This window comes from Pantoea sp. VS1 (assembly GCF_002207995.1).
GTDB classification, from domain to species: Bacteria; Pseudomonadota; Gammaproteobacteria; order Enterobacterales; family Enterobacteriaceae; genus Pantoea; species Pantoea dispersa.
In genome coordinates, this window is the sequence record NZ_NHZE01000031.1 from 1 (window position 1) to 20,251 (window position 20,251).

Below are 20,251 nucleotides of genomic sequence, written 5' to 3' on the forward strand. Positions count from 1 at the left end.
GTGCGAACGGGCGAGGACGGCGAGCGAAGCGATCTCTTGAACACGCAGCGGCCGGGCTAAAGTGAAGTCACGGCACCGGCCGCAGACCGCACGTTTTTCCTCCCCCGCCGCAGGCGGCATGAAAGCGGCGCGCAGTAACGTCCTTTTCCTCTCAGTCCTGTCCACAGCCGGCGTGCATATCAGCGCCGGAACCCTGTGGATAAAACTGGCCCTGCCGTACGCCGGCAGGGCTTTTGTATTTTGGTTATTTATTAACCACCCTAGCGATAGTGTTTCCGGATCTGCGCCGCGCGCCGGTAGAGTTCCACCAGGTCGTTGTCGATTCCCTCAATGAGTAAGCCGGTCATGCGCTGCTCCAGGCTGGCACCGTGCCAGAGGTGGCGCGCTGTCATGTCGCGCAGCCGCAGATGAAACTCATACAGCGATTCTTCCAGGTCTGCCACGTCGTCGGCCAGCGCGTTTTCAGGGGTTTGTGTACTCATGTTTTTCTTCTCCGTAATGGTCAGGCGGCGCGCGCGCTGTGCCGGGCGTAAAGGCGTCGCAGGCCGGCGGCGTGGTACTGCTCCAGCAGCTCAATACCGATCCAGCGGCGCCCACATTCCTCGGCGGCCACGCAGGTCGAACCGCTGCCGGCGAACGGATCTTATGTGGTAGAGATCGTTATGTTGTGATGAAGGTCTGAAAGCAGATGTGGCAGGCAAGTGTATAAATAACAATCAACATAATGGTTCCAGTCTGGCTCTGAGGTCAAAGGAGGCGCTGTCATGAAAGAAGCTGTGCCGTCTCAGGTTGATGCGGGTTCGTTAGCAACGTACTCGTATAGCAACAGTAATCCGCAACTTGTTAATTTTGAATCTTATATGAAGCATGAACTGGGGCTGTCGTCGGCAACGGTGAGCGGCCGGGTCTTTGTCATCCGTCATTATCTGAACGCCTGTAATGCCTCTGATACCGATATTTTCTCTTTCGAGGCAGCCGAGCGTTTCCTGAAATACCTGAGCAGTTATCGTAACTATTCACGAAAGTCTCTTCAGCACGTTACTCACTGCCTCCGGGCGTTCTTCAGGTATGGTGCCAGAAATGGTTTATGCAGTGAAAGACTGGCCGACTGTCTGCGCAGCACGCGCGTTTACTCTCTGGATTCTGTTCCAGAAGGGCCTGCCTGGGACGATGTGCTGCGACTGCTGAGAGACGCTGAAGGGGATAAACCCTCTGATATCCGTGCCACAGCCATTCTCATGCTGCTGGCCATTTATGGCTTGCGGCCATCTGAAATCAAAACACTGCAGTTGAATGACTTTGACTGGGAACGCGAACTGCTGACCATTGACTGTACCAAAACCAGACGCAGGCGAATTTTCCCACTCTCCCGACCAGCTGGGGAAGCGGTTCTGCGCTACCTGAAGGATGTCAGGCCGCCTTCGCCTTACCGGCATGTTTTTCTTACCCTGTACGGCGCACGGCCTGTCCGGGATATCTATATGCTTGTGTCTGAGCGGCTGAAAAAACTGAACGTCTCTCTGCCCCAGTATGGGCCGCGAGCCCTGAGGCATGCCTGCGCAACAAGGCTGATGGAAACCGGTATGCCGCTGGCTCAGATAGGTATGCACCTGGGGCACACGGACGCAGATGCGACGCGCGTTTATGCCAAAGTAGATATGAAAGCACTGCGCAGGGTTGCGGATATTGATATCGGGAAATACCTGTGAAGCTTCAGAGCCTGATTGACCAGTTTATCGCCTACCGGCAGGCGCTGGGTGAAATATGGCTGAATAACTGTACGCCACGCGCTTTCGGCCGGTTTATGGGAACCGAAGCCAGTCTGGAAGACGTGACGCCAGAAAGCGTCAGGGCCTTTCTTGCCGGCAAAGGCGCGCTGACGCAGACCTGGCACATCAAACTCAGTGGCCTGCGGAGTTTATATCAGTATGCCCTCAGCCGCGGCCTGGTCGATACAGTTCCGCTACCGCTGATGTCGCCCGTCCGGCCAGCGGCATTTGAGCCTTACATTTACTCTCAGGCTGAGCTTATGAGCCTGTTTAAGGCGGCAGAGACCGTTGCCTGGGCCAGAACGCTTTACGCTGGCGATTTACATCGCATCCTTCTGCTTATTTATTCCGCAGGCCTGCGCGTCAGTGAACTTATCAGCCTGGACCGGGGAGACGTCGGACTGAATGAGTGCGTGTTAAAAGTACAACAGAGTAAATTCGGTAAAACGCGCCTGGTGCCATTTTCCCCTCAGTTACGGGACAAGCTGTCGGCAGTTGAAGCCCGACATAAAGCTACTGAGGGCATCACCCCGTTTTTCGTCACGCCCGGCGGAAACAGGATATGCACCTACACGCTGCAGAATTATTTCCGTCGACTGCGTAATGAGTGCGGTATTACCCGTCATGATGGTGCACGATATGAACCACGGATACACGATTTACGCCATTCATTTGCCGTACACCGGCTGACTTCATGGTACCGGAACGGTGATGATGTACAGCTGCTGCTGCCTCATCTGTCCGTTTATCTCGGCCACGTTCACCTCAGGGCCACGCAGGTTTATCTCAGCATGACGCCTGAACTCCTCGGAGAAGCCAGCCGGCGTTTTGAAAATTATGCTCTCGGAGGAAACAATGACTGATACCCGTCTGCTCAGTTCATGGGTGCGCCGCTTTCTGCTGGAATACCTGATAATTGAGCGAAATCTTTCAGTTAACACGCAGAAAAGTTACCGCGACATGCTGCGCCTGCTTCTGCCTTTCGCTTCAGAAGCGGCCGGAAAGGCAGCCGATAAACTCCTCGTGGAAGACCTTTCTGAAGATTGTGTCCGCAATTTTCTGATAAAGCTGGGAGATAAACGACATAGCAGTGCTTCAACCCGCAATCAGCGGCTGGCGGGCATCCGCTCACTGGCACGGTTTATTGCCATGCATGCACCGGAATACACCGGCTGGTATGGCCGGCTGAAAAGTATCCCTCTGCGTAAAAGCAGTACAGCACTCATCAGTTATCTTGAGAGAGATGAAATGGATGCGCTGCTGGCTGCGCCGGGCGTTAAAACTCTTCAGGGTCGAAGGGACCATGCAGTTTTGCTGTTCCTTTATAATACCGGTGCCAGGGCAGGGGAAGTCACACAGGTCACAATCGGTGATTTAACGTTGAGCATAGCGGCAGGACACAACAACTCATCGGTTGTGATCCACGGAAAAGGTAACCGGCTCAGACGTTGCCCCTCTGGCCGGAGACGGCGCGGCTTTTACAGTTACTGAGCAGCGATCGTTTATCTCATGAACCGCTTTTCGTTAATCGTGAGAACAGGCCCCTTACCCGATTCGGCATCCGTAATCTTGTCGTACGTAACACTGCAGCAGCAGCCTCGGTCCCGTCACTCTCACAAAAACGCGTAAGCCCTCACACTATCCGGCACACTACAGCTACGCATCTGCTACGGGCCGGCGTTGATATCAACACAATCCGGGCCTGGCTGGGTCACGTATCGCTGTCGACAACGCTTATTTATGCGGAAGTTGACATGCAGACGAAAACCAGAGCGCTGATGACATGTGAGCCACATCAAAAAGGGCAAACCAGCAAGCCATGGAAGCAACAGGAAGACGTAATGGCCTTCCTGAAATCACTCTGAAATGCTTTGTTCTGTAAGGTGCCGGTAGGTTAAACAGGAGATGGAAAAAACCCGTATATTCAGTCTGGCGGGCATGCTCTGCTGATGGCGCCCGCAAGAAATTCCATTACGACAGCTGCAGAAGGATCGCGCCGCAGCTCCGGATAAGCGACCAGCCAGATATCCCTGACTGGCGGACGCGAATCGACGGTCAGTTTTAAAAGAGAACTGTCAGCATCTCCCATAAAACAGGGTAACGTGACAAGTCCCAGACCGCTTCTTGCAGCCTGCTGCTGCGCCATCAGGTCGCTTGCCCTGAATATAACCCGCCTCCCTTCCAGCAGCGATTCCAGCCAGTTTTGCTGCGTAATATGTTCAAGAGAGCGCTCATAAGCAATAAACACCCAATTCTCAGGTGGAATTTCCTGCCAGGAATGAGAGGCATAAAGGCCAAAATGCATAGTGCCTATCCGGCGGATCAGCAAACCGGGGTCATCGGGTCTCGTCAGGCGGACTGCTATATCCGCTTCACCTTTACTCAGCTGAGCATGATGTGAGACGCCTGCCAGCGAGAGCGCAATATCAGGATGGCTTTGAGTGAAGCCCGCTATGGCAGGTGCAATCAGCTGCGCTGCAACAGCTGGCGATGCGCTGATCCTTATGCTGACCGCAGGTGAAAGTGATAATGCTTTCGCCTGTATGTGAACCCGGTCTGCGATCCTGTTCATATCATTCGCCACAGAGGCAATAACTTTTCCCTGTTCCGTCAGGCTGGTTTGCCGTGGCAAACGTTCGGTAAGGCGAAGTCCGAGCGAAGCTTCCAGCGCTGTTATACGGCGGCTTACGGTTGCGTGATCGACATTAAGTTCTTTAGCCGCTGCCGACATGGACCCTTTACGCGCCAGTGCGAGAAAACAATTTAAATCCTGCCAGTCCATCCATTCCCACCTTGTACATATCCGCACATACATAGCGCTTTTATACCCGTATTTTTCTCCCTGTGAACGACTTTATAATTTTTCTCACTTAACCATGAGGATACTGTATGCCAACCGCAATCATTATCAGCCAGCCAGGTGGACCCGAAGTACTCCACGCCACTGAAATTGAAATTAAAGCCCCCGGTCCTGATGAAGTTCAGATCCGTCATGAGGTGATAGGCGTTAATTTTGTTGATATTTACTATCGCTCAGGCCTTTATCCCCAGTCGTCTTCCCCAGCCATACCCGGCTTTGAGGGGGGCGGCATAGTGACAGCAACCGGGACTAACGTCCGGGCCTTTGCTCAGGGCGATCGGGTTGCCTATACCGGCAATCCGATGGGAGCCTATACCGAAATCAGGAATATCCCGGCCAGTCGCCTCGTCAGAATCCCCACAGATATTGATATACGAACCGCCGGGAGCTCTATGCTCCGCGGACTTACCGCGCATATGCTTCTTCATAAAGTCAGAAATGTCAGAGAGGGCGACTGGATTTTAGTACATTCTGCTGCCGGAGGCCTGGGCCAGCTTGTTACACGCTGGGCAACAATGAAAGGTGCACGCGTCATCGGCACAACGGGCTCTGCTGCAAAAGTCAAAATTGCACAGGCGGCGGGGGCAAAAGAGGTACTTCTTCATACCGACGCCGGATGGGCGGATAAGGCACGTGAAATTTCTGATGGTCGTGGTGTACATCTTGCCATTGATGGGATCGGAGGAACAATGCTTTCTGCAACGCTCAGCGTGGTACGTCCTTTTGGTACAGTGGCAAGTCTGGGCCAACCGGCAGGCCCCATTCCTCCGGTACGTGTTGAAGAGCTGGGATTCGCCCGCTCGATTGCACTGATGAGGCCAAGCTCAATGGCTTATGCTGATGACGCAGAACTTTACGCCCAGGGAGCGAGAGATCTTATATCGGCCCTTCAGAACGGACTTATAAATCCTGTAGGGGCAGAATATCCGCTGACTCATGCCGCTGATGCACACTCAGACCTTGAAGCCGGGCGCACCACAGGAAGCGTGATTCTGACCGTTTAGTTCAGGATGTAATCAGAAACAAAAAACAATCCCTCTGTGATTTTTACCTCCCCATTTCACGCGTTTCACTTCTGAGGTCTGAAGAGGTATCAGATGCTGATAAATCTTCAGACCGGTACCGGGACGTGCTGCGCCTGCTTCTGCCTTTCGCTTCCGAAGCGGCAGGAAAGGCAGCCGATAAACTCCTCGTGGAAGACCTTTCAGAAAGCTGCGTAAGTAACTTTCTGCGCAGCCTCAGTGACGGCCGGCACTGCAGTTCCCCGACACGTAACCAGCGACTGGCGGGTATACGCTCACTGGCCCGCTTTATTGCCACGCACGCACCAGAATACACTGAATGGTATGGCAGGCTGAAAAGCATCCCGTTGCATAGAAGCAGAACATCGTTAATCAGCTATCTTGAAAAAGATGAAATGGATGCACTGCTGGCTGCGCCGGACGTTAAAACTGCTCAGGGAAAAAGGGATCGTGCCATCCTCATGTTTCTCTATAACACCGGGGCGCGGGCAGATGAGGCTGCGCACGTAAGAATTGGCGATTTAACTTTTAACGGTCCGAAAGGGATCAGTTCATCAGTAGTGATTCACGGCAAAGGTAACCGGATCAGGCGATGTCCCCTGTGGCCGGAGACCGCGCGGTTGCTTAAGGAACTGACCAGAGATAACTTGCACGAAGAGGCGCTGTTCAGGAACCGGCAAAAAAGACCGCTGACGCGCTTCGGTTTTCATGACATTGTGGTTAGGACCGCAGCCATGGCCGCTTCTGCCATTCCATCTTTACACAAAAAACGTATCAGCCCGCATACAATCCGGCACACGACAGCCACACATCTGCTGCGTGCGGGGGTAGACATCAACACAATAAGAGCATGGCTGGGTCACGTTTCACTGTCCACAACGCTGATTTACGCCGAGGTCGATATTCAGATGAAAGCGCGGGCGCTGAGGATGTGTGAGCCGGAACAGAAGAAAAGCGTTCAGAAGCCGTGGAAACAACAGCGGGACGACATTATGGATTTTCTCAGGTCGCTCTGAATTTTTTCGTTCTGCATACCTGAGTCTGCCCACTCAGGATAATCATCTCACAGCCATGGCCCGGAATGACGGTGAGATATATCCGGTGAATCACCCGGCTGTCCTGGCCCGTTACCTGTCAGCCTGTAGCAGGCGGGTCGCCATCAGAATCATGTCTGCATTACCTCCAACGACCCCGCCGTCTGGGTCAAAGAGGCAGTCTTCTAATCCTATCCGGGTGGAAAACATCTCAGCCTTTGCGCGTTCAATAAAATGCCACGCGGTAGCATCAAAACCATGAAGCAGGATCTGTTTATTTATGCCTGAACTTTTAAGTATTCCGACAATTTCGGATGCCATGCTATCAGCTGCCTCCACCTGCTGCTCTTCAATTTCGATCAGCACCCGGAAAATCCTGTCTCGTTCAGGTAGTCTGACAAGCATTTCTGCATCCAGCGGGCTGGATAAGCCTGCCTCAACGCCAATATTTCGTTCAATAAGCAGTTTTATGAGCTCTGCTGAACCGGTTTCTGACAGATTCACGGAAGCATAGTCAGGCTTGGTTTTCCACGCAGACACAGCCCGCCGGGTTTGTTCAGCGCCGCCTTCAATCCAGTCTCCCGTTGAAACCCCAATAAGGGTGCCCGGGCAGACAAGCCTGATAGCGCTCACCGTCGTGTCTACCGCTCCCAGACTCTCTGCTCCCGTTTCGGATCGGGGATGCACATGGATTTCGTGGGCCCCGGCAGCCACACATGCCAGCGCATCTGCGATTATTTCATCTGACGTCACCGGAATACTGGGATGATCCAGCTTTGTTCTGGCACCGTTAATACACGCCTGAAGTATCATAATTTCTCACTTTCTGGGATATGCCGCTGAAGTTAGAGACAGTTATTCTGCGGAATGAAACAGCTTTCTCTGGATCCTGTGCGATGGGCGCCCTATTACTGGACTTTATATGGGCTGGAAATAACGGTCTGGCATCATGTTGAGCATCTGCTGCTGCCGGTAATGTTGCTGATAATGCACGAAACCAGCCGGGCTGATGTCCCTTCGGGATCTAAGTCAGGATCAAAGATGGTTACCGAAATACCACAACAATGGGTATGTCTGAACAGTGTCCGGCAGATATTCTCAAGCCTTTGTGAAGAAAGGCCGGGCGTACCGGGGCAGTCAACGGCTGCCATCTCCGTACCGTCCAGCACATCCAAATCAAGATGTATCCAGTAAGGTATTTCGGTAAAAGCATCAAGACGCCCGAAAATCATATCGGTAAGCTCGATATCTGATAAAGCCAGGGCATCGAAAATGCTGATACGCAGGATATCGGTGTCTCCTATATCAGGCCACTCATAATCCTCAAGAAATAACTCTCGCTCTCCCAGCTGAATCACTGCTGCATCATAAACCAGCGGCCCTTCAATACCCGGCCATTCGGTCAGCAACGCTTCTCCACGTCCGGTTACAAGTGCCAGGTCCATACCGGCGGCCGCACCTGGCCGGGAGCCCGGTCTCCTCTTCCAGTTTCCGGGATGACGGAAATCACTGTGACCATAAATATGCACAAGAGCAACCGGCCCTGAGTAGTGCCTGCAGCCCAGTAATACTCCGGGAAGAATAGCGCAGTCGCCCCCGATAACAACAGGTTTTAAGTTACAGCGGAGCGCAGTGCCGACCTCCTCCGCCAGTTGCAGATTAAGAAATCTGAGCTTGTGTCCGTTCAGAATATCAGTGTCCTGTTCTTCTTCATGACTGTATTCGGGACAGGTAACTGTAGCGTTGACGTCCACGCATACCAGGACGTGACCGAACGTATCCTGAAGCACGAAAGCAACATAACACTGGCCGTCACATAAGATCCGTTATGTTGAGCTCAACATAACGGATCCAGCACAATGGCGCCCGGCTGCGTAAAGGTTTCGCTCAGCTGGTGCAGGGCGCTGAGCGGCTTTCTGTCGGGTGTCGGCGGTAACCTGTACGCTGTCGCCGTGCATAAATCGAGACATAGTAATGTCTCCTGAGTATGAAGGGGCATCGGTAGTGGTGCTGTGACCTCCACACAGACGGGCGACCAGCGGAGCAAACAAGGGCAGACGCGCAAGCCGTACGCGCCGCCGGAGCGGACTGAATGTCCCGCGCGCGGCGGGGAACGGGTGTGCAGTTGTGTTTAACGCCAAGATATTTCACTATGAACAGTGAATAAACGCACCGTAGGGGAAGTATTTTTCCTTCGCTTGATGGACAAATCAGGATACGTTCAGGGATGAAAAGCTGCACTGGCTTTTGATGTAAGGCTGAATGTCTATGAAAGTATCTGAAGTAGATAGTGTTATACCTGCCCATTCATTAGCAGGTATGAAGAAAACTAAGCTTGGTGCATTGACGCACGGTAACACTTCAGGTCAGTGCATTAGCCTTCAGCCAGTTTTTCATGCCCTGAAAGTCCGCCCATGTTAATCACGCATGAATTCTCCTTCATTACCGAGCTGGGCGTTACTCCGAAAGCCTTACGGAATGCATGACTGAAATGGGTCAAATCAGAGAAACCGTGGTCAAGGGCTATCTCTGAAACACTCCGTGCCACGCCCTGAGTAAGGGCGTTTCTGCAGGCGACCAGACGTTCCTGCCATATAACAGCAGCCGGGGTTTTCTGATGGCGGGCAAAAGCTCGCGTTACAGTGCGGACGGACACATGATGTGCTTTCGCAATGCTTTCCAGACTGAGTTCAGGGTTCTTCAGATTACGACTGATATAGTTACGTACTCTCGCGTACAAATCGCGTTCAGAAGCGACTTTGTCTGTGCTCTGAAGTTCAAGACTCAACGTCAGCAGGTCCAGTATCGTCTGCGAAAAGCGCCCAGCCATTTCCGGGTTACACGACAGAAAGGAATTATTCGCGGCCAGGCAGACTATTTCCCGGAGTGGGGTTACACCGGGGCGGTTTTTATCAAGGATTGTGGCGGTCATCAGCTCCATGGCTGAAGCCTGCCCTTTGAGAAGGTGACGCGGAATACGGATCAGATGATTATGGTTTCCGCCAATGCTGAACCGAAAGGTCTGAGCCGCATCATAAAGCACCAGGTCTCCTGCTGACAGACTCGTCCTGCGACCGCCCTGTTCAAGCTGACCATACCCCCCCTGAATATAGCCCAGCCACAGGTCATCCTCCGGCCCCGAGCGCACATGATGTGCCTTTCTTTCCCAGTGATGCAGGGTTGAACTAAGGGTGCACACATCTACCAGCCCTATTTCACGCACCGCGAGCTCACCACTGAATCTGCCATCAGCCTGAGGCTTGCCATCTGAAGGAATACAGTGACGAAGAATAACGTCATGCCAGTAATCAAAGCGCTGATGGACTGCAACCTCTCCGGTTGAATACCGAATTTCTCCATGGAGTGCGGAGTGATTGTTCACAGCGACACCTCATATAAACAGGCGGATAATTAATGGTTGTTCCTGAGTGTAAGCAATTTCCGCGCCATGCTTTCACCCCAGACTACAGGCATTAACCGACGCTGTCAGAAGTGTGTCAGCCTCCCCGATGCACTTATTCAGGGCACACCCGCACCCATTCTGTTCAGATTTAATCCGCAGTAACGCAATCGCCGGCGTGTCCGCAACAACCAGCTGATTGTCCTGCTCAGCCAGGTAGACAGAAAAAATCTCCTTAGTATCGGTGTTGGGAATATTCATCACTGAAAAAACTTACCGGAGAGTTTTATGGAATCAGCCATCGACAAGCACCTTAAATGCCCCCGCACGCTGTCCCGCCGGGTTCATGATGATTACGAACCTCCTTTTCCGATGTTTGTCGGCCGGGCCGATAAAGAGCTGACTCAGGTCGTCATGGCCTATCTGGGGGTGCAGTTTCATGAAAAGCATCGGCAGAAAGCGGTATCAGCCATGCAGCACATGGCCGACAGCTTCAGTCTGGATTACGGTCCGGAGCACCATGACATAACCTTTCATGTCGATAACCAGGGATTCGGGAACTTCATTGTGGTGGGCTACTGGCGGGATCCGTCAGCTTATTGCCGCTGGCTGCGCCTGCCAGAGATCGAAAACTGGTGGTCATCAGACGAACGTCTGAGTGATGAGCTTGGCTATTTCCGGGAAATCATCGCACCGCGCGCCGAGCAGTTCGAAACCCTGTATGCCTTCAAAGAAGACCTACCGGGCGTCGGGGCCCTTATGGACAACCTCAGCGGTGAGATTCAGGAACACGGCTACTGGGGATCGGTGCGCGACCGGATCCCGGCCTCACAGAATGACTGGCTGCGGCCTGACGGCGAGTTGCGCATCATGGCAGGCGATCCCGCAGCCGGAGGTCGGGTGGTCGTGCAGGGTCACGACAACATTACGCTTATCCGCTCCGGCCAGGACTGGGCAGAGGCCGATGAACAGGAGCGCCAGCTTTACTTCAATGAGATGCTGCCGCCGCTGCAGGCAGGCATGGATTTTCTGCGTGACGAGGGACACGCTCTCGGCTGCTACAGCAACCGCTTTGTGCGCAACGTTGACCGTGACGGAAACCTGCTGGATATTGCCTACGATATTGGCTTCTGGCGCTCTCTGGACCGGCTTGAGCGCTGGGCCGAATCCCACCCCACCCATCTGCGTATCTTCACTACCTTCTTCCGCGTCGTGACCGGCCTGCAGAAGCTGCGGCTTTACCATGAGGTTTCCGTTTCAGACGCCCGTTTTCAGACCTTTGAATACATCAACTGCCATCCTGGAACCGGGATGATGCGGGACGCTAAGCGCTGAGAAAAAATAATCAACAACGTCAACACTCTGGGGGGTTTTATGCACGCATTACGTTTCAGCGCGCCAGCGCTCATGCTCGCGTCTTTGCCTGCTTTCGCGGTGGAAGTAGCGCCCGGTGATTACAGCCAGTTTCCTGACGGCACGACCGTAGGACTGCTTTACTACCAGCACGCATCAACCGGCTCGGCCCACTCGCGCGGTAACAAAGTCAGCTCTGATTACAACCTGACCTCTGATATCGGCATGCTGCGTCTGCTGCACACCGTACAGATTAGTGAATCGGCAACGCTGGACCCGCAGTTCCTTTTGCCGTTTGGGCGAATTTCAGGCGGTGGGGAGGCTGCTTCGCTTGGCTCAGTCAGCGGCACAGGAGACCTGATACTGACCGTTCCTCTGAAGGTCAGGCTCAGCGACGGTGGCGACATCTTTGGTTTTTCACCTTATCTGTACGTGCCCTCGGGTAGTTACGACCATAACGATCCCCTGAATCTGGGCGAAAACCGCTGGAAAGTGGATCTGCAGGCCGCATGGGTGAAGTTCTTTACAGAACACTGGGCGCTGGACGTGGTGGGCGATGGCATCTGGTACGGGAACAACAGTGACTATGGCCCCGGTTCATCACGACTTGAACAGGATAACGCCTGGGCCGCACAGATTATGGGGCGGTATATGCCCGATCAGACGCTCTCCTTTGGGCTGGGATTCGGCCAGACCTGGGGGGGCGAAACCACCGTTGATGGTGTGAAGCAGGATAACCCGACTCAGACCACGAATATCCGCCTGACTACCACGAAATTTGTCACCCCACGCGATCAGTTCCAGATTCAGCTGGGGCGGGATCTGCGCGTGGAGAATGGCGCAGAAGAAAACTTCCGTCTGAACCTGCGCTACGCCCGCGTTTTCTGAACGTGTCTTTCCTGACCAGCTGAATGTCCTTCTCAGCCAGGTTATGGGGAGCCGACCGCGTTATGTTCAGAGCAGGAAATCAGTCTTTTAATATCTTACATGAGGAACAGAGAATGGCCATTGAACGCCCGGATGCCAGCCAGCTACAGCAACTTGCACGCCAGCTTCATCTGACTCTTTCTGAGAGTGAAGCCGCTGAATATCTTTCCCTGATGCAGCCTAACCTTGATGCCTATGACCTGATAGAGGGTTTAACGGATGAAATTCCACCGGTTGAGTATCCGCGCGGAAAAGGCCATCGCCCCGCAGGAACTGAGAATCCACTAAACGCCTGGTATTACAAAAGTGAGGTAGCGGGAGCACCCGATGGCAGGCTGAAGGGAAAAACCGTGGCGCTGAAGGACAACATCGCCCTGGCTGGCGTCCCGATGATGAACGGGGCCACCTCGCTTGAGGGGCATATGCCCGCCTTCGATGCGACCGTGGTAAGCCGCCTGCTGGACGCCGGCGCAACCATTCTGGGTAAGGCCACCTGTGAACATTTCTGCCTTTCCGGCGGCAGTCATACCTCCGATCCGGCGCCCGTCCACAACCCCTGGCGTCAGGGACACAGTGCCGGAGGATCCTCTTCGGGCAGCGCCGCGCTGGTTGCTGCGGGTGAGGTTGATATGGCAGTGGGCTGCGACCAGGGCGGTTCTATCCGTATTCCCTCCGCATTCTGCGGCACCTACGGAATGAAACCCACCCACGGGCTGGTCCCCTATACCGGTATTATGCCCATTGAGGCCACTATCGACCATGCCGGACCCATTACCGCCAGTGTGCGTGACAACGCTCTGATGCTGGAAGTCATGGCGGGTCCTGACGGTTTGGACCCGCGGCAGTACAGCCCGCGCAGCGGTAACTATACCGCCGCGCTGGAGAAAGGAGTCAGTGGACTAAAAATAGGGATTGTGACGGAGGGGTTTGGGCTACCTAACCTTCAGCCAGCGGTCGCGGAGAAAGTCCGGGCGGCGATAGATCGCCTGAAAAGCCTCGGCGCACAGGCAGGCGAGGTCTCGGTGCCGGGGCATACACTTGCCGCCGCGCTGTGGTCACCCATCGGCTGCGAGGGCCTGACGATGCAGATGATGCATGGCAACGGCATGGGGTTTAACTGGGAGGGCCTCTATGATGTTGCCTTGCTTGATAAACATGCCGGATGGCGTGCGAACGCAGACTCGCTCTCCCCCTCTCTCAAAATCTGTATGCTCATCGGCCAGTATGGCCTCTCGCGCTACAACGGCCGTTACTACGCTAAAGCCCAGAATCTGGCCCGTCGTGCACGCGCCGATTACGACCGCGCCCTGAGTGACTTCGACCTGCTGGTCATGCCTACCGTGCCGGTTACGGCTCCGCCCCTGCCATCATCTGACTGTTCGGTAACGGAATATATCTCCAGGGCGTTTGAGATGATTGGCAATACTGCGGCCCTTGACGTGACCGGTCATCCGGCCATGTCTGTGCCCTGCGGGCTGGCAGGGGGACTGCCCGTTGGCATGATGCTGGTAGGCCGTCACTATGCTGAAAGCACGATTTATCAGGCTGCCGCCGCGTTTGAGGGCAGCGGCGACTGGAAGCAGATGTAATAACCGGGCCGCAATGTCCGACACCGTTTAATAACACCCGGAGAAGAACGATGGCACATGACCATGAGCACGACCACACCGAGCCCCCGGCAGAGATTGCGCTACGGGTGAAAGCGCTGGAGTCATTACTGACGGAGAAAGGGCTGGTTGACCCTGTTGCGCTGGATGAACTCATCGACACCTACGAACACCGCATCGGGCCGCGAAACGGCGCCCGCGTGGTGGCGAGGGCCTGGACCGATCCTGACTATAAGGCCCGTCTGCTTGAACACGGTACCGAGGCTATTGCCGAGCTGGGTTTTTCCGGCGTACAGGGCGAGGACATGATGGTGGTTGAGAACACGTCAGACGTTCATAATGTGACCGTCTGTACGCTGTGTTCCTGCTACCCCTGGCCGACGCTGGGCCTGCCGCCGGCCTGGTACAAGTCCGCGCCTTACCGCTCGCGTATCGTTATTGAGCCGCGAAGCGTCCTGACTGAGTTTGGCCTGAACATCAGCGAGGAAAAGGAAATAAGGGTATGGGACAGCAGCGCCGAACTGCGCTATCTCGTGCTGCCAGAGAGACCAACCGGCACCGCAGGCTGGAGTGAAGAGCAGCTCGCTAAGCTGGTGACGCGCGATGCCATGATAGGCACCGGTGTTGCCCTGCAACCCGACGCTCTGAAAGACATTACGGAGGATATGTGATGAACGGAATACACGACCTGGGCGGAATGCACGGCATGGGTGCCGTCATTACTGAAGAAAATGAACCGCCTTTTCATCACGAATGGGAGCGACGCACCTTTTCATTATTTGCCTCCCTGTTTGTCGGCGGCCACTTTAACGTAGATATGTTCCGACATGCCATTGAGCGCATGAACCCGGCGCACTATCTTGAAGAAAGCTATTACGAACACTGGATGCACGCTTTCGAAACGTTGCTGCTTGAAAAGGGGGTAATAACCCCGGAAGAGCTGGCTGGCATCCAGCAGCCGGGAGAAGTGTCTGCTGATATCCCCGTATTACGCCAGGAAATGGTGCAGGCCGTCATCATGACGGGAGCATCAGCCCGGGTTGAGACAGACATTCCCGCGAGCTTCAGGGCGGGCGATCGCGTAAGGGCAAAAAACATCAATCCAGCCGGCCACACCCGCCTCCCGCGCTATGTACGCGGAAAAACCGGCACGATTGTCATTGACCACGGCGTATTTATTACCCCGGACACCGTGGCACACGGCCTTGGCGATCATCCGCAGCACGTCTACAGCGTCAGCTTCGACGCCACAGAGTTGTGGGGCAAAAACGCGCCGGCAAAGGACACTGTGCGCATTGACCTGTGGGACGATTATCTGGAGGCGTTATGAGTACCTTAACATCGGTAAGGATGAGTGAACCGGGAGCAGGCAGCGCACCGTTTGAGCACCCTTGGCAGGCGCAGGTCTTTTCCCTGGTCGTCTGCATGCATAAGGCAGGGCTGTTCAGCTGGAAGGCCTGGGTCGATGTTTTCAGTGCAGAAATTAAAGCGCACCCGGCGCTGGCGCATGAAAGTGTCAATGATGCCTATTACCGCCAGTGGGTGGCCGCAACGGAAAAGATGCTGATGTCCCTGCAGATGACCGGCGAGGCAGAGATAAGCAGCCGGACAGAGGAATGGCGTCAGGCATATCTTAACACTCCCCATGGCATGCCGGTGACGCTTACCAGCGCAAGCTGTCCGCCTGAGCATATTCACCACCACCCGGTGCAGCGTGTCCCCGTGGCAGTCAGCCCGGGTACTGTACGAACTGATTCCTGAAGATTTTGCATCCAGATGAGGACAAATTATGGAACACATTGTTGAGAATATTCATTCAGAGCACTCCCCTATTCCGCTCAGCGCAATCCTGCCCTGGAGCGCATTTATCACCCTGATGGTGCTACTGTCGGTCTATTTTATCGGTGCTGAGCAGGGGGCAACTGCCGTCTTCTCCGGCAATCAGATCCATGAGTATTTCCACGATGCCCGGCATCTGCTGGGATTTCCCTGCCACTGAGGACAGCCACATGACCGGAAAGCTGTTGTTGAACGGAATGTTCGCCGGAATGCTGGCGGGTATCGTTGCCTTTGGTTTTGCCCATTTTCTGGGGGAGCCGCAGGTTGACAAAGCCATAGCCTTCGAAGAAACGCTCAGCGCAAAGCATGCCAGCAGTGATAGTGAACATCATCATAATCATGATGACGGGGGCGAGGTTTTCACCCGCGATACACAGTCCGGCGCGGGCCTGCTGAGCGGGATGATATTGTTCAGCGCCGCTATGGGTGGAGCACTGGCGCTGATATGGTCGCTATGCTGGCAGCGTACCGGTCCATCCAGCGCAAGAGCGCTTGCGCTGATACTGTCACTGGGGGGATTTCTGTTTATGAGCCTGATGCCGGGGCTGAAATATCCGCCCAATCCGCCGGCGGTGGGTGATGCAGCTACGATTGGTTACAGGACGATGCTTTACTTCATCATGCTGCTGGTTTCAGCCGCGATTGTTTTTACGGCAGCCTGGAGTGCGCATCAGCTCCGGACACATATGGGCAACTGGAATGCAGCGCTCTGGGGTTTCCTGGCTGGCCTCACGATGCTGATTGTGGCCTGTCTGCTGATGCCGGCGGTAAATGAAATACCTGAAGGCTTCTCTGCAGACGTTCTCTGGCGCTTCCGGTTAAGTGCTTTCGGCACGCAACTGGTCATGTGGTGTACAACCGGACTTTTGTTTGGCTGGATGACAGAAAAGAGCCTGAATAAAGTCAGGCTTCGTTTTGCGCCTGCAGGCGACTGAAGCGTGAACGCGGTGATACACCTTATCTGCCAGGGCGAAACCCTGGCAAACCGCTACACGCGTTTTCCGGCGAATGACGAGCTCAGTGAGACAGCAAGTGCAGCCCTGAACAAGATGAAGGTAAATATCAGAGCCGGGAGTAAAATATGGCTCGCTCCGGAGATTGCAGCCCGACAGACTGCCGCCGCATTAGGGCTAAGGGGAGAGGTTGTTGCTCATCTGGCGGAGCCTGACTATGGTCACTGGGCGGGCCTGCCCGTAAAGCAGATTATGAAGGATAACAGTGCAGCATTTCATCGCTGGCTGTCGTGTGACGCACCGCCGGGTGGCGAGAGTATCGCTGCGATTATATCCCGCACAAGTGAATGGCTTTCACGAAATGCGGGTGTGCAGGGGGACCACTGCGCGATTGCATCGGCAGCGGTTATTCGCGCAATCATAACGGGTCTGCTGGATGCGCCATTGAGTGCATTCCAGCGGATCGATATTGCGCCAATGAGCAGAACAATTCTCACAAGTACCGGGAACCGCTGGAATATCTGCACATTAGGTGAAAAGTTATAGTTTCTAAATAATTTTATTTCTACTAATGAAACAATCTATGACGCATCGTGCGGCTAAGATGTCTGGCCAGGGCTCCCGGCTACAGTGCGGACAGCCCGCAGTCTCCAGCCAAAGGAAGGGGAGCGGCACAGAGGCGTAGCGCAGCGACTGACTTATTCACTCCAGCAGTAATGCACTGACTGGCCCGCTCCGTTCAGTCGCGACGTTCGTCTGAGCACCAGTTGAAATCCGGTGGCAAAGCCAACTGGAAGAGGCAGCCAAACTCCACGCCTGTTCCTGGATGGCGTTTAATTTTATATAATGGTTAATATCGAAAAGTCCTGCGCCGTATAAGTGATTAACTGAGGGCCATGTTAAAACGTAAAGTAACTCCAGCACAATGGACGCCGGCAATATAATGCCGCTCACAGGAGTCAGAACGGGAATATTTCACTGTCTGGGCGACTGGCACGCTATCGTGCTGGTATATCTGGCACACACCCAGGGATACATATTCGTTTAAATTATGAATAATATTTCGGTATGAATCAGAGGTAGTGACGGGCATCTTTTCTTCAGTCAGGACTCACTTCAAAATTAAAACGAAACCCTTAAAGATATCGCTCATTATCATTTGCTGGATACCCCGCGCGGTGAATACACTCCTGCCAGCTTAAGGCGCCCGAAGAGTTGTATAAGCATGATACGTTGTTATGGTGAACCTGATTCGGGCAGATGGGTCCTGCCAGCCTTGTAAAAGTATTTCTACGTGCATGGTCTGATACAAGAACACCTGAAGCTAACGCACCCGAAATCCATATCACACGAAAACATAATCAGATTATTTCAATAAACAGCCGAACATCAGTCACTTATATCCAACCACAAAGGTTCATTATATTTTACCTTATTTATCTATAGGTCATGACGACAGATGGAATTTAATTAATCCCATCCCATTTGCTATAATTAAGATGTGGTTAACATCATTCTCATTATTTAATCGAGGTGTAAACGTGTTGTACAGCGAAGACATGACCGGTCACGCAGTTATTGGTGAAGCAGCTGTCAATCTTGCCGTGCGTGAACAGGAAATAACCATCGACTCTCTCCTGACGGAGCTTAACGTTATGCTGAGAGCTGAGGAGCTCAGCAGTCGTATTGCCCGCATCAGTGCGGCAATAGCCTGGCTGCGTGATTTCCGCACCGTGGGCGCCCGCGGCGGCGCGGCTCAGAGCTGGATGCTCTCCGATGCTGGAGACCTCAGTGGCGGCGGCGAGGCGACCATTCGCCTGCAGGCTGATGAAGACGATGAGATGAGATAACTACTCTACCATGGCGGGCGACGGGCGCCTGCTCTGCTTTGTGCATTAAAAGCTCAGCTGGATGCTGAGTCAGACAGAGTTGCCCGGTTAACGAAGCGCTTTTCTGCCTCCCCTCCTATAATGATACTGACGCCAGGCCTGCGCTGCGGATGCAGTTCACCCGGCAACACAACAAAAATCGCGTCATTCTTTCCAGCGCCGTCATCCGCTCAGGTTGAGCCGGCAGGGTCCTTCACAGCATGAAAAACACAAATTCCGTAACCGTCATTCGCGACCGCCTGCAGAACTGTGGCGAGGCGCTGGCGGCAGAGCGTGGCGAGCTTGAGGCGGCCATTAAGGCGATTCTGGCCCCGGGCGGCAAGCTGACCAACAAAACGCTCATCATGCACGTCATTCGCGAGCTTGAACGCGAGCAGGACGCGCAGCGGCAGGCGGTGCTGCGCAACGTGCTGGAGCTGGTCGTGACCCACACGCCGGACGACGCCGGCGGCCAGGCTGTGTGAGGCTGGAGCTGGGTAAGGGCTACCCTTCAGTTCATTTTCCCCGCAAACAGCCGGATGGCCCGGTTGCAGGCCTCGCGCAGGGTAACATCGGCGCTGGACTCCTTCAGGCGCCAGAGCGTACCGATGAGCTCGTGCGGGTTCACTGACTCGCCCCTGCGCAGTATCTGCCTGATGGCCAGCCCGATGGCTTCGTGCATCAGGTCCTGTATCTCACGTTCGTTTTTCAGATGCGCTCCGCTTATTGGGGATATATACAGTGTATCGCTTTAAGCGGTGCGCATAAATACGTACGAAAAAAAACCGCCCGGAGGCGGTTAAATAAGGGGGATGGCACCCCGGTCGGGCGGGATATCTCTGTCGCCGCCCGGCACCTCGTCCTCGTGACCGGGCTCGGGTATCCCGTCCGGCAGGGGCGTGGCGTCATCAGGCATCGGGTGTTCAGACATGCAGCGCTCCCGCGGGGCTACTTCCCGCCCTTCTGCTTCATGGTGTCGCTGTCCCTGGTGTCTTTTTTGTTGCCCGCGGGCAGCTTGCTGTGGTCGGCGTCTTTGCCATCCTTCACATTTTTATCGTTACGGTCAGCCATGGTTACCTCCGTCACCCGGTATCGGGTAACGTTAAGTTTAGGTCCGTGACGGTATCTGACGTGAAGAATTCTCCGTTCTGTGACTTAAGCGTAAAAACGACCCGTTACGGGGCCGGCAAAAGCGTGGAGCCCCCCGACTCCTTCATGCTGTCGTCCACGCACCGCCGGCAGATGGAGGCCCGTACGCTCAGGCGCTGTGACGCTATCTGATACGCGTGCCGGTAACTGATGGCCGAGCCCAGAAACCGTCGCTCCGGGTGGTCTTCGAGGCATACGCACCCTTTCACGTGAAGCTGGTCCTGCTGCCCCATCCAGAGCAGATAATAAAACTGCCACATATCTCACCTCCTTCCCTGTTAAAGCAGCCACTGTATGCCTGGTTATATAACGGACGGAATTAATTTCTGTCGCGATTTAAGCAGCACGCAGGGGTGACAATAAAGCCAGTTCCCCACAACGGACGTTGACTGCCTTCAGTCCGCTGTTGTACCGACATAAATGATTTTCCGCATGCATTGCCCACCCTCCCCCGCTTTTTCTGAATCTTA

At 54.4% G+C, this 20,251-nt stretch carries 25 protein-coding genes and 1 pseudogene; 17 read left to right on the top strand and 9 right to left on the bottom strand.

The features are described from left to right. Positions 1-260 precede the first annotated feature (260 nt). Both CBW22_RS12760 and CBW22_RS12765 read right to left on the bottom strand, forming a co-directional pair. Positions 261-482 carry a hypothetical protein gene (locus CBW22_RS12760; RefSeq protein ID WP_059012511.1) on the bottom strand — a complete coding sequence of 74 codons (222 nt, stop codon included), beginning with the start codon at positions 480-482 and terminating at the stop codon, positions 261-263. A 20-nt stretch (positions 483-502) separates the two neighbouring features. Beyond that, a pseudogene (locus tag CBW22_RS12765) lies at positions 503-643 on the bottom strand (DNA methyltransferase); the annotation flags it as partial. A gap of 121 nt (positions 644-764) precedes the next feature. On the opposite strand from CBW22_RS12765, the gene CBW22_RS12770 reads away from it, so the two are divergent. Genes CBW22_RS12770 through CBW22_RS26675 form a run of 4 tightly spaced genes read left to right on the top strand, consistent with a single transcriptional unit; the run spans position 765 to position 3,634 of the window. Further along, a complete protein-coding gene (locus tag CBW22_RS12770; RefSeq protein ID WP_088516853.1) occupies positions 765-1,709 on the top strand; it encodes a tyrosine-type recombinase/integrase in 945 nt (314 codons plus the stop codon). Beyond that, complete coding sequence (locus CBW22_RS12775; RefSeq protein WP_088516854.1) at positions 1,706-2,632, top strand: tyrosine-type recombinase/integrase; 927 nt, start codon at positions 1,706-1,708, stop codon at positions 2,630-2,632. Before CBW22_RS12770 ends, CBW22_RS12775 begins: the two co-directional genes overlap by 4 nt. After that, positions 2,625-3,260 carry a tyrosine-type recombinase/integrase gene (locus CBW22_RS26670; RefSeq protein ID WP_254919497.1) on the top strand — a complete coding sequence of 212 codons (636 nt, stop codon included), beginning with the start codon at positions 2,625-2,627 and terminating at the stop codon, positions 3,258-3,260. The genes CBW22_RS12775 and CBW22_RS26670 overlap by 8 nt, the downstream gene beginning before the upstream one ends. Further along, positions 3,218-3,634 carry a tyrosine-type recombinase/integrase gene (locus CBW22_RS26675; protein WP_254919498.1) on the top strand — a complete coding sequence of 139 codons (417 nt, stop codon included), beginning with the start codon at positions 3,218-3,220 and terminating at the stop codon, positions 3,632-3,634. The genes CBW22_RS26670 and CBW22_RS26675 overlap by 43 nt, the downstream gene beginning before the upstream one ends. 59 nt (positions 3,635-3,693) lie before the next feature. Here CBW22_RS26675 and CBW22_RS12785 read toward each other — a convergent pair whose 3' ends face one another. Beyond that, positions 3,694-4,551 (bottom strand): LysR family transcriptional regulator, encoded by an 858-nt coding sequence (locus CBW22_RS12785; RefSeq protein ID WP_088516855.1) that lies wholly within the window; start codon positions 4,549-4,551, stop codon positions 3,694-3,696. Between the two features lie 107 nt (positions 4,552-4,658). On the opposite strand from CBW22_RS12785, the gene CBW22_RS12790 reads away from it, so the two are divergent. Together CBW22_RS12790 and CBW22_RS12795 are read left to right on the top strand one after the other, a co-directional pair. Further along, complete coding sequence (locus CBW22_RS12790) at positions 4,659-5,633, top strand: quinone oxidoreductase family protein (RefSeq protein ID WP_088516856.1); 975 nt, start codon at positions 4,659-4,661, stop codon at positions 5,631-5,633. A gap of 125 nt (positions 5,634-5,758) precedes the next feature. Then, a complete protein-coding gene (locus CBW22_RS12795) occupies positions 5,759-6,667 on the top strand; it encodes a tyrosine-type recombinase/integrase (RefSeq protein WP_254919499.1) in 909 nt (302 codons plus the stop codon). Positions 6,668-6,778: 111 nt separating this feature from the next. Here CBW22_RS12795 and CBW22_RS12800 read toward each other — a convergent pair whose 3' ends face one another. From CBW22_RS12800 to CBW22_RS12810, 3 genes are all read right to left on the bottom strand, one after another. After that, entirely contained in the window at positions 6,779-7,498 is a 720-nt protein-coding gene (locus CBW22_RS12800; protein ID WP_088516858.1) for a 3-keto-5-aminohexanoate cleavage protein, read from the bottom strand. Between the two features lie 134 nt (positions 7,499-7,632). Continuing rightward, positions 7,633-8,439 (bottom strand): arginase family protein, encoded by an 807-nt coding sequence (locus tag CBW22_RS12805; RefSeq protein WP_254919500.1) that lies wholly within the window; start codon positions 8,437-8,439, stop codon positions 7,633-7,635. Positions 8,440-9,059: 620 nt separating this feature from the next. After that, entirely contained in the window at positions 9,060-10,067 is a 1,008-nt protein-coding gene (locus CBW22_RS12810) for a helix-turn-helix domain-containing protein (RefSeq protein ID WP_088516860.1), read from the bottom strand. 306 nt (positions 10,068-10,373) lie between these two features. On the opposite strand from CBW22_RS12810, the gene oxdA reads away from it, so the two are divergent. The 11 genes from oxdA to CBW22_RS12870 all read left to right on the top strand — a co-directional run bounded on the left by oxdA (position 10,374) and on the right by CBW22_RS12870 (position 19,117). Next, a complete protein-coding gene (gene oxdA / locus CBW22_RS12820; protein WP_088516862.1) occupies positions 10,374-11,420 on the top strand; it encodes an aliphatic aldoxime dehydratase in 1,047 nt (348 codons plus the stop codon). Positions 11,421-11,459: 39 nt separating this feature from the next. After that, entirely contained in the window at positions 11,460-12,326 is an 867-nt protein-coding gene (locus tag CBW22_RS12825; protein ID WP_088516863.1) for a transporter, read from the top strand. Positions 12,327-12,439: 113 nt separating this feature from the next. Beyond that, a complete protein-coding gene (locus CBW22_RS12830) occupies positions 12,440-13,954 on the top strand; it encodes an amidase (RefSeq protein ID WP_088516864.1) in 1,515 nt (504 codons plus the stop codon). A gap of 50 nt (positions 13,955-14,004) precedes the next feature. After that, positions 14,005-14,643 carry a nitrile hydratase subunit alpha gene (nthA, locus tag CBW22_RS12835; protein ID WP_088516865.1) on the top strand — a complete coding sequence of 213 codons (639 nt, stop codon included), beginning with the start codon at positions 14,005-14,007 and terminating at the stop codon, positions 14,641-14,643. Continuing rightward, positions 14,643-15,302, top strand: coding sequence for a nitrile hydratase subunit beta (gene nthB, locus CBW22_RS12840; protein ID WP_088516866.1), 660 nt, complete (start codon positions 14,643-14,645; stop codon positions 15,300-15,302). The genes nthA and nthB overlap by 1 nt, the downstream gene beginning before the upstream one ends. After that, positions 15,299-15,733, top strand: a complete 435-nt coding sequence (locus tag CBW22_RS12845) for a nitrile hydratase accessory protein (protein ID WP_088516867.1) — start codon at positions 15,299-15,301, stop codon at positions 15,731-15,733. Before nthB ends, CBW22_RS12845 begins: the two co-directional genes overlap by 4 nt. A gap of 28 nt (positions 15,734-15,761) precedes the next feature. Beyond that, a complete protein-coding gene (locus CBW22_RS12850) occupies positions 15,762-15,971 on the top strand; it encodes a CbtB domain-containing protein (RefSeq protein ID WP_088516868.1) in 210 nt (69 codons plus the stop codon). A gap of 10 nt (positions 15,972-15,981) precedes the next feature. Continuing rightward, entirely contained in the window at positions 15,982-16,746 is a 765-nt protein-coding gene (locus tag CBW22_RS12855; RefSeq protein WP_088516869.1) for a CbtA family protein, read from the top strand. 3 nt (positions 16,747-16,749) lie between these two features. Beyond that, entirely contained in the window at positions 16,750-17,310 is a 561-nt protein-coding gene (locus tag CBW22_RS12860; protein ID WP_088516870.1) for a histidine phosphatase family protein, read from the top strand. A 995-nt stretch (positions 17,311-18,305) separates the two neighbouring features. After that, positions 18,306-18,614 (top strand): hypothetical protein, encoded by a 309-nt coding sequence (locus tag CBW22_RS12865; protein ID WP_039335646.1) that lies wholly within the window; start codon positions 18,306-18,308, stop codon positions 18,612-18,614. 239 nt (positions 18,615-18,853) lie between these two features. Continuing rightward, positions 18,854-19,117, top strand: coding sequence for a biofilm development regulator YmgB/AriR family protein (locus CBW22_RS12870; RefSeq protein WP_088516871.1), 264 nt, complete (start codon positions 18,854-18,856; stop codon positions 19,115-19,117). 26 nt (positions 19,118-19,143) lie between these two features. On the opposite strand, the gene CBW22_RS26310 is transcribed toward CBW22_RS12870, so the two are convergent. The 3 genes from CBW22_RS26310 to CBW22_RS26685 form a co-directional block, all read right to left on the bottom strand. Further along, positions 19,144-19,314 (bottom strand): hypothetical protein, encoded by a 171-nt coding sequence (locus tag CBW22_RS26310; protein ID WP_167347705.1) that lies wholly within the window; start codon positions 19,312-19,314, stop codon positions 19,144-19,146. 117 nt (positions 19,315-19,431) lie between these two features. After that, positions 19,432-19,563: a hypothetical protein gene (locus CBW22_RS26680; protein ID WP_254919501.1), complete on the bottom strand. Its 132-nt coding sequence runs from the start codon at positions 19,561-19,563 to the stop codon at positions 19,432-19,434. A 17-nt stretch (positions 19,564-19,580) separates the two neighbouring features. Continuing rightward, the gene (locus CBW22_RS26685) at positions 19,581-19,703 is read right to left on the bottom strand and encodes a hypothetical protein (RefSeq protein WP_254919502.1); all 123 of its coding nucleotides are present in this window, start codon (positions 19,701-19,703) and stop codon (positions 19,581-19,583) included. Positions 19,704-20,251: the final 548 nt, after the last annotated feature.

What these genes read in the sequence shown, in the direction of transcription:
- CBW22_RS12785 (WP_088516855.1), bottom strand. Translation starts at nt 4,551, where the DNA reads ATGGACTGGCAGGATTTAAATTGTTTTCTCGCACTGGCGCGTAAAGGG.
- CBW22_RS12790 (WP_088516856.1), top strand. Translation starts at nt 4,659, where the DNA reads ATGCCAACCGCAATCATTATCAGCCAGCCAGGTGGACCCGAAGTACTC.
- nthB (WP_088516866.1), top strand. Translation starts at nt 14,643, where the DNA reads ATGAACGGAATACACGACCTGGGCGGAATGCACGGCATGGGTGCCGTC.
- CBW22_RS12845 (WP_088516867.1), top strand. Translation starts at nt 15,299, where the DNA reads ATGAGTACCTTAACATCGGTAAGGATGAGTGAACCGGGAGCAGGCAGC.
- CBW22_RS12830 (WP_088516864.1), top strand. Translation starts at nt 12,440, where the DNA reads ATGGCCATTGAACGCCCGGATGCCAGCCAGCTACAGCAACTTGCACGC.
- CBW22_RS26670 (WP_254919497.1), top strand. Translation starts at nt 2,625, where the DNA reads ATGACTGATACCCGTCTGCTCAGTTCATGGGTGCGCCGCTTTCTGCTG.
- CBW22_RS12870 (WP_088516871.1), top strand. Translation starts at nt 18,854, where the DNA reads ATGAAAAACACAAATTCCGTAACCGTCATTCGCGACCGCCTGCAGAAC.
- CBW22_RS12800 (WP_088516858.1), bottom strand. Translation starts at nt 7,498, where the DNA reads ATGATACTTCAGGCGTGTATTAACGGTGCCAGAACAAAGCTGGATCAT.
- CBW22_RS26310 (WP_167347705.1), bottom strand. Translation starts at nt 19,314, where the DNA reads ATGCACGAAGCCATCGGGCTGGCCATCAGGCAGATACTGCGCAGGGGC.
- CBW22_RS12855 (WP_088516869.1), top strand. Translation starts at nt 15,982, where the DNA reads ATGACCGGAAAGCTGTTGTTGAACGGAATGTTCGCCGGAATGCTGGCG.
- nthA (WP_088516865.1), top strand. Translation starts at nt 14,005, where the DNA reads ATGGCACATGACCATGAGCACGACCACACCGAGCCCCCGGCAGAGATT.
- CBW22_RS26680 (WP_254919501.1), bottom strand. Translation starts at nt 19,563, where the DNA reads ATGTCTGAACACCCGATGCCTGATGACGCCACGCCCCTGCCGGACGGG.
- CBW22_RS12850 (WP_088516868.1), top strand. Translation starts at nt 15,762, where the DNA reads ATGGAACACATTGTTGAGAATATTCATTCAGAGCACTCCCCTATTCCG.
- CBW22_RS12825 (WP_088516863.1), top strand. Translation starts at nt 11,460, where the DNA reads ATGCACGCATTACGTTTCAGCGCGCCAGCGCTCATGCTCGCGTCTTTG.
- oxdA (WP_088516862.1), top strand. Translation starts at nt 10,374, where the DNA reads ATGGAATCAGCCATCGACAAGCACCTTAAATGCCCCCGCACGCTGTCC.
- CBW22_RS26685 (WP_254919502.1), bottom strand. Translation starts at nt 19,703, where the DNA reads ATGGCTGACCGTAACGATAAAAATGTGAAGGATGGCAAAGACGCCGAC.
- CBW22_RS12760 (WP_059012511.1), bottom strand. Translation starts at nt 482, where the DNA reads ATGAGTACACAAACCCCTGAAAACGCGCTGGCCGACGACGTGGCAGAC.
- CBW22_RS12770 (WP_088516853.1), top strand. Translation starts at nt 765, where the DNA reads ATGAAAGAAGCTGTGCCGTCTCAGGTTGATGCGGGTTCGTTAGCAACG.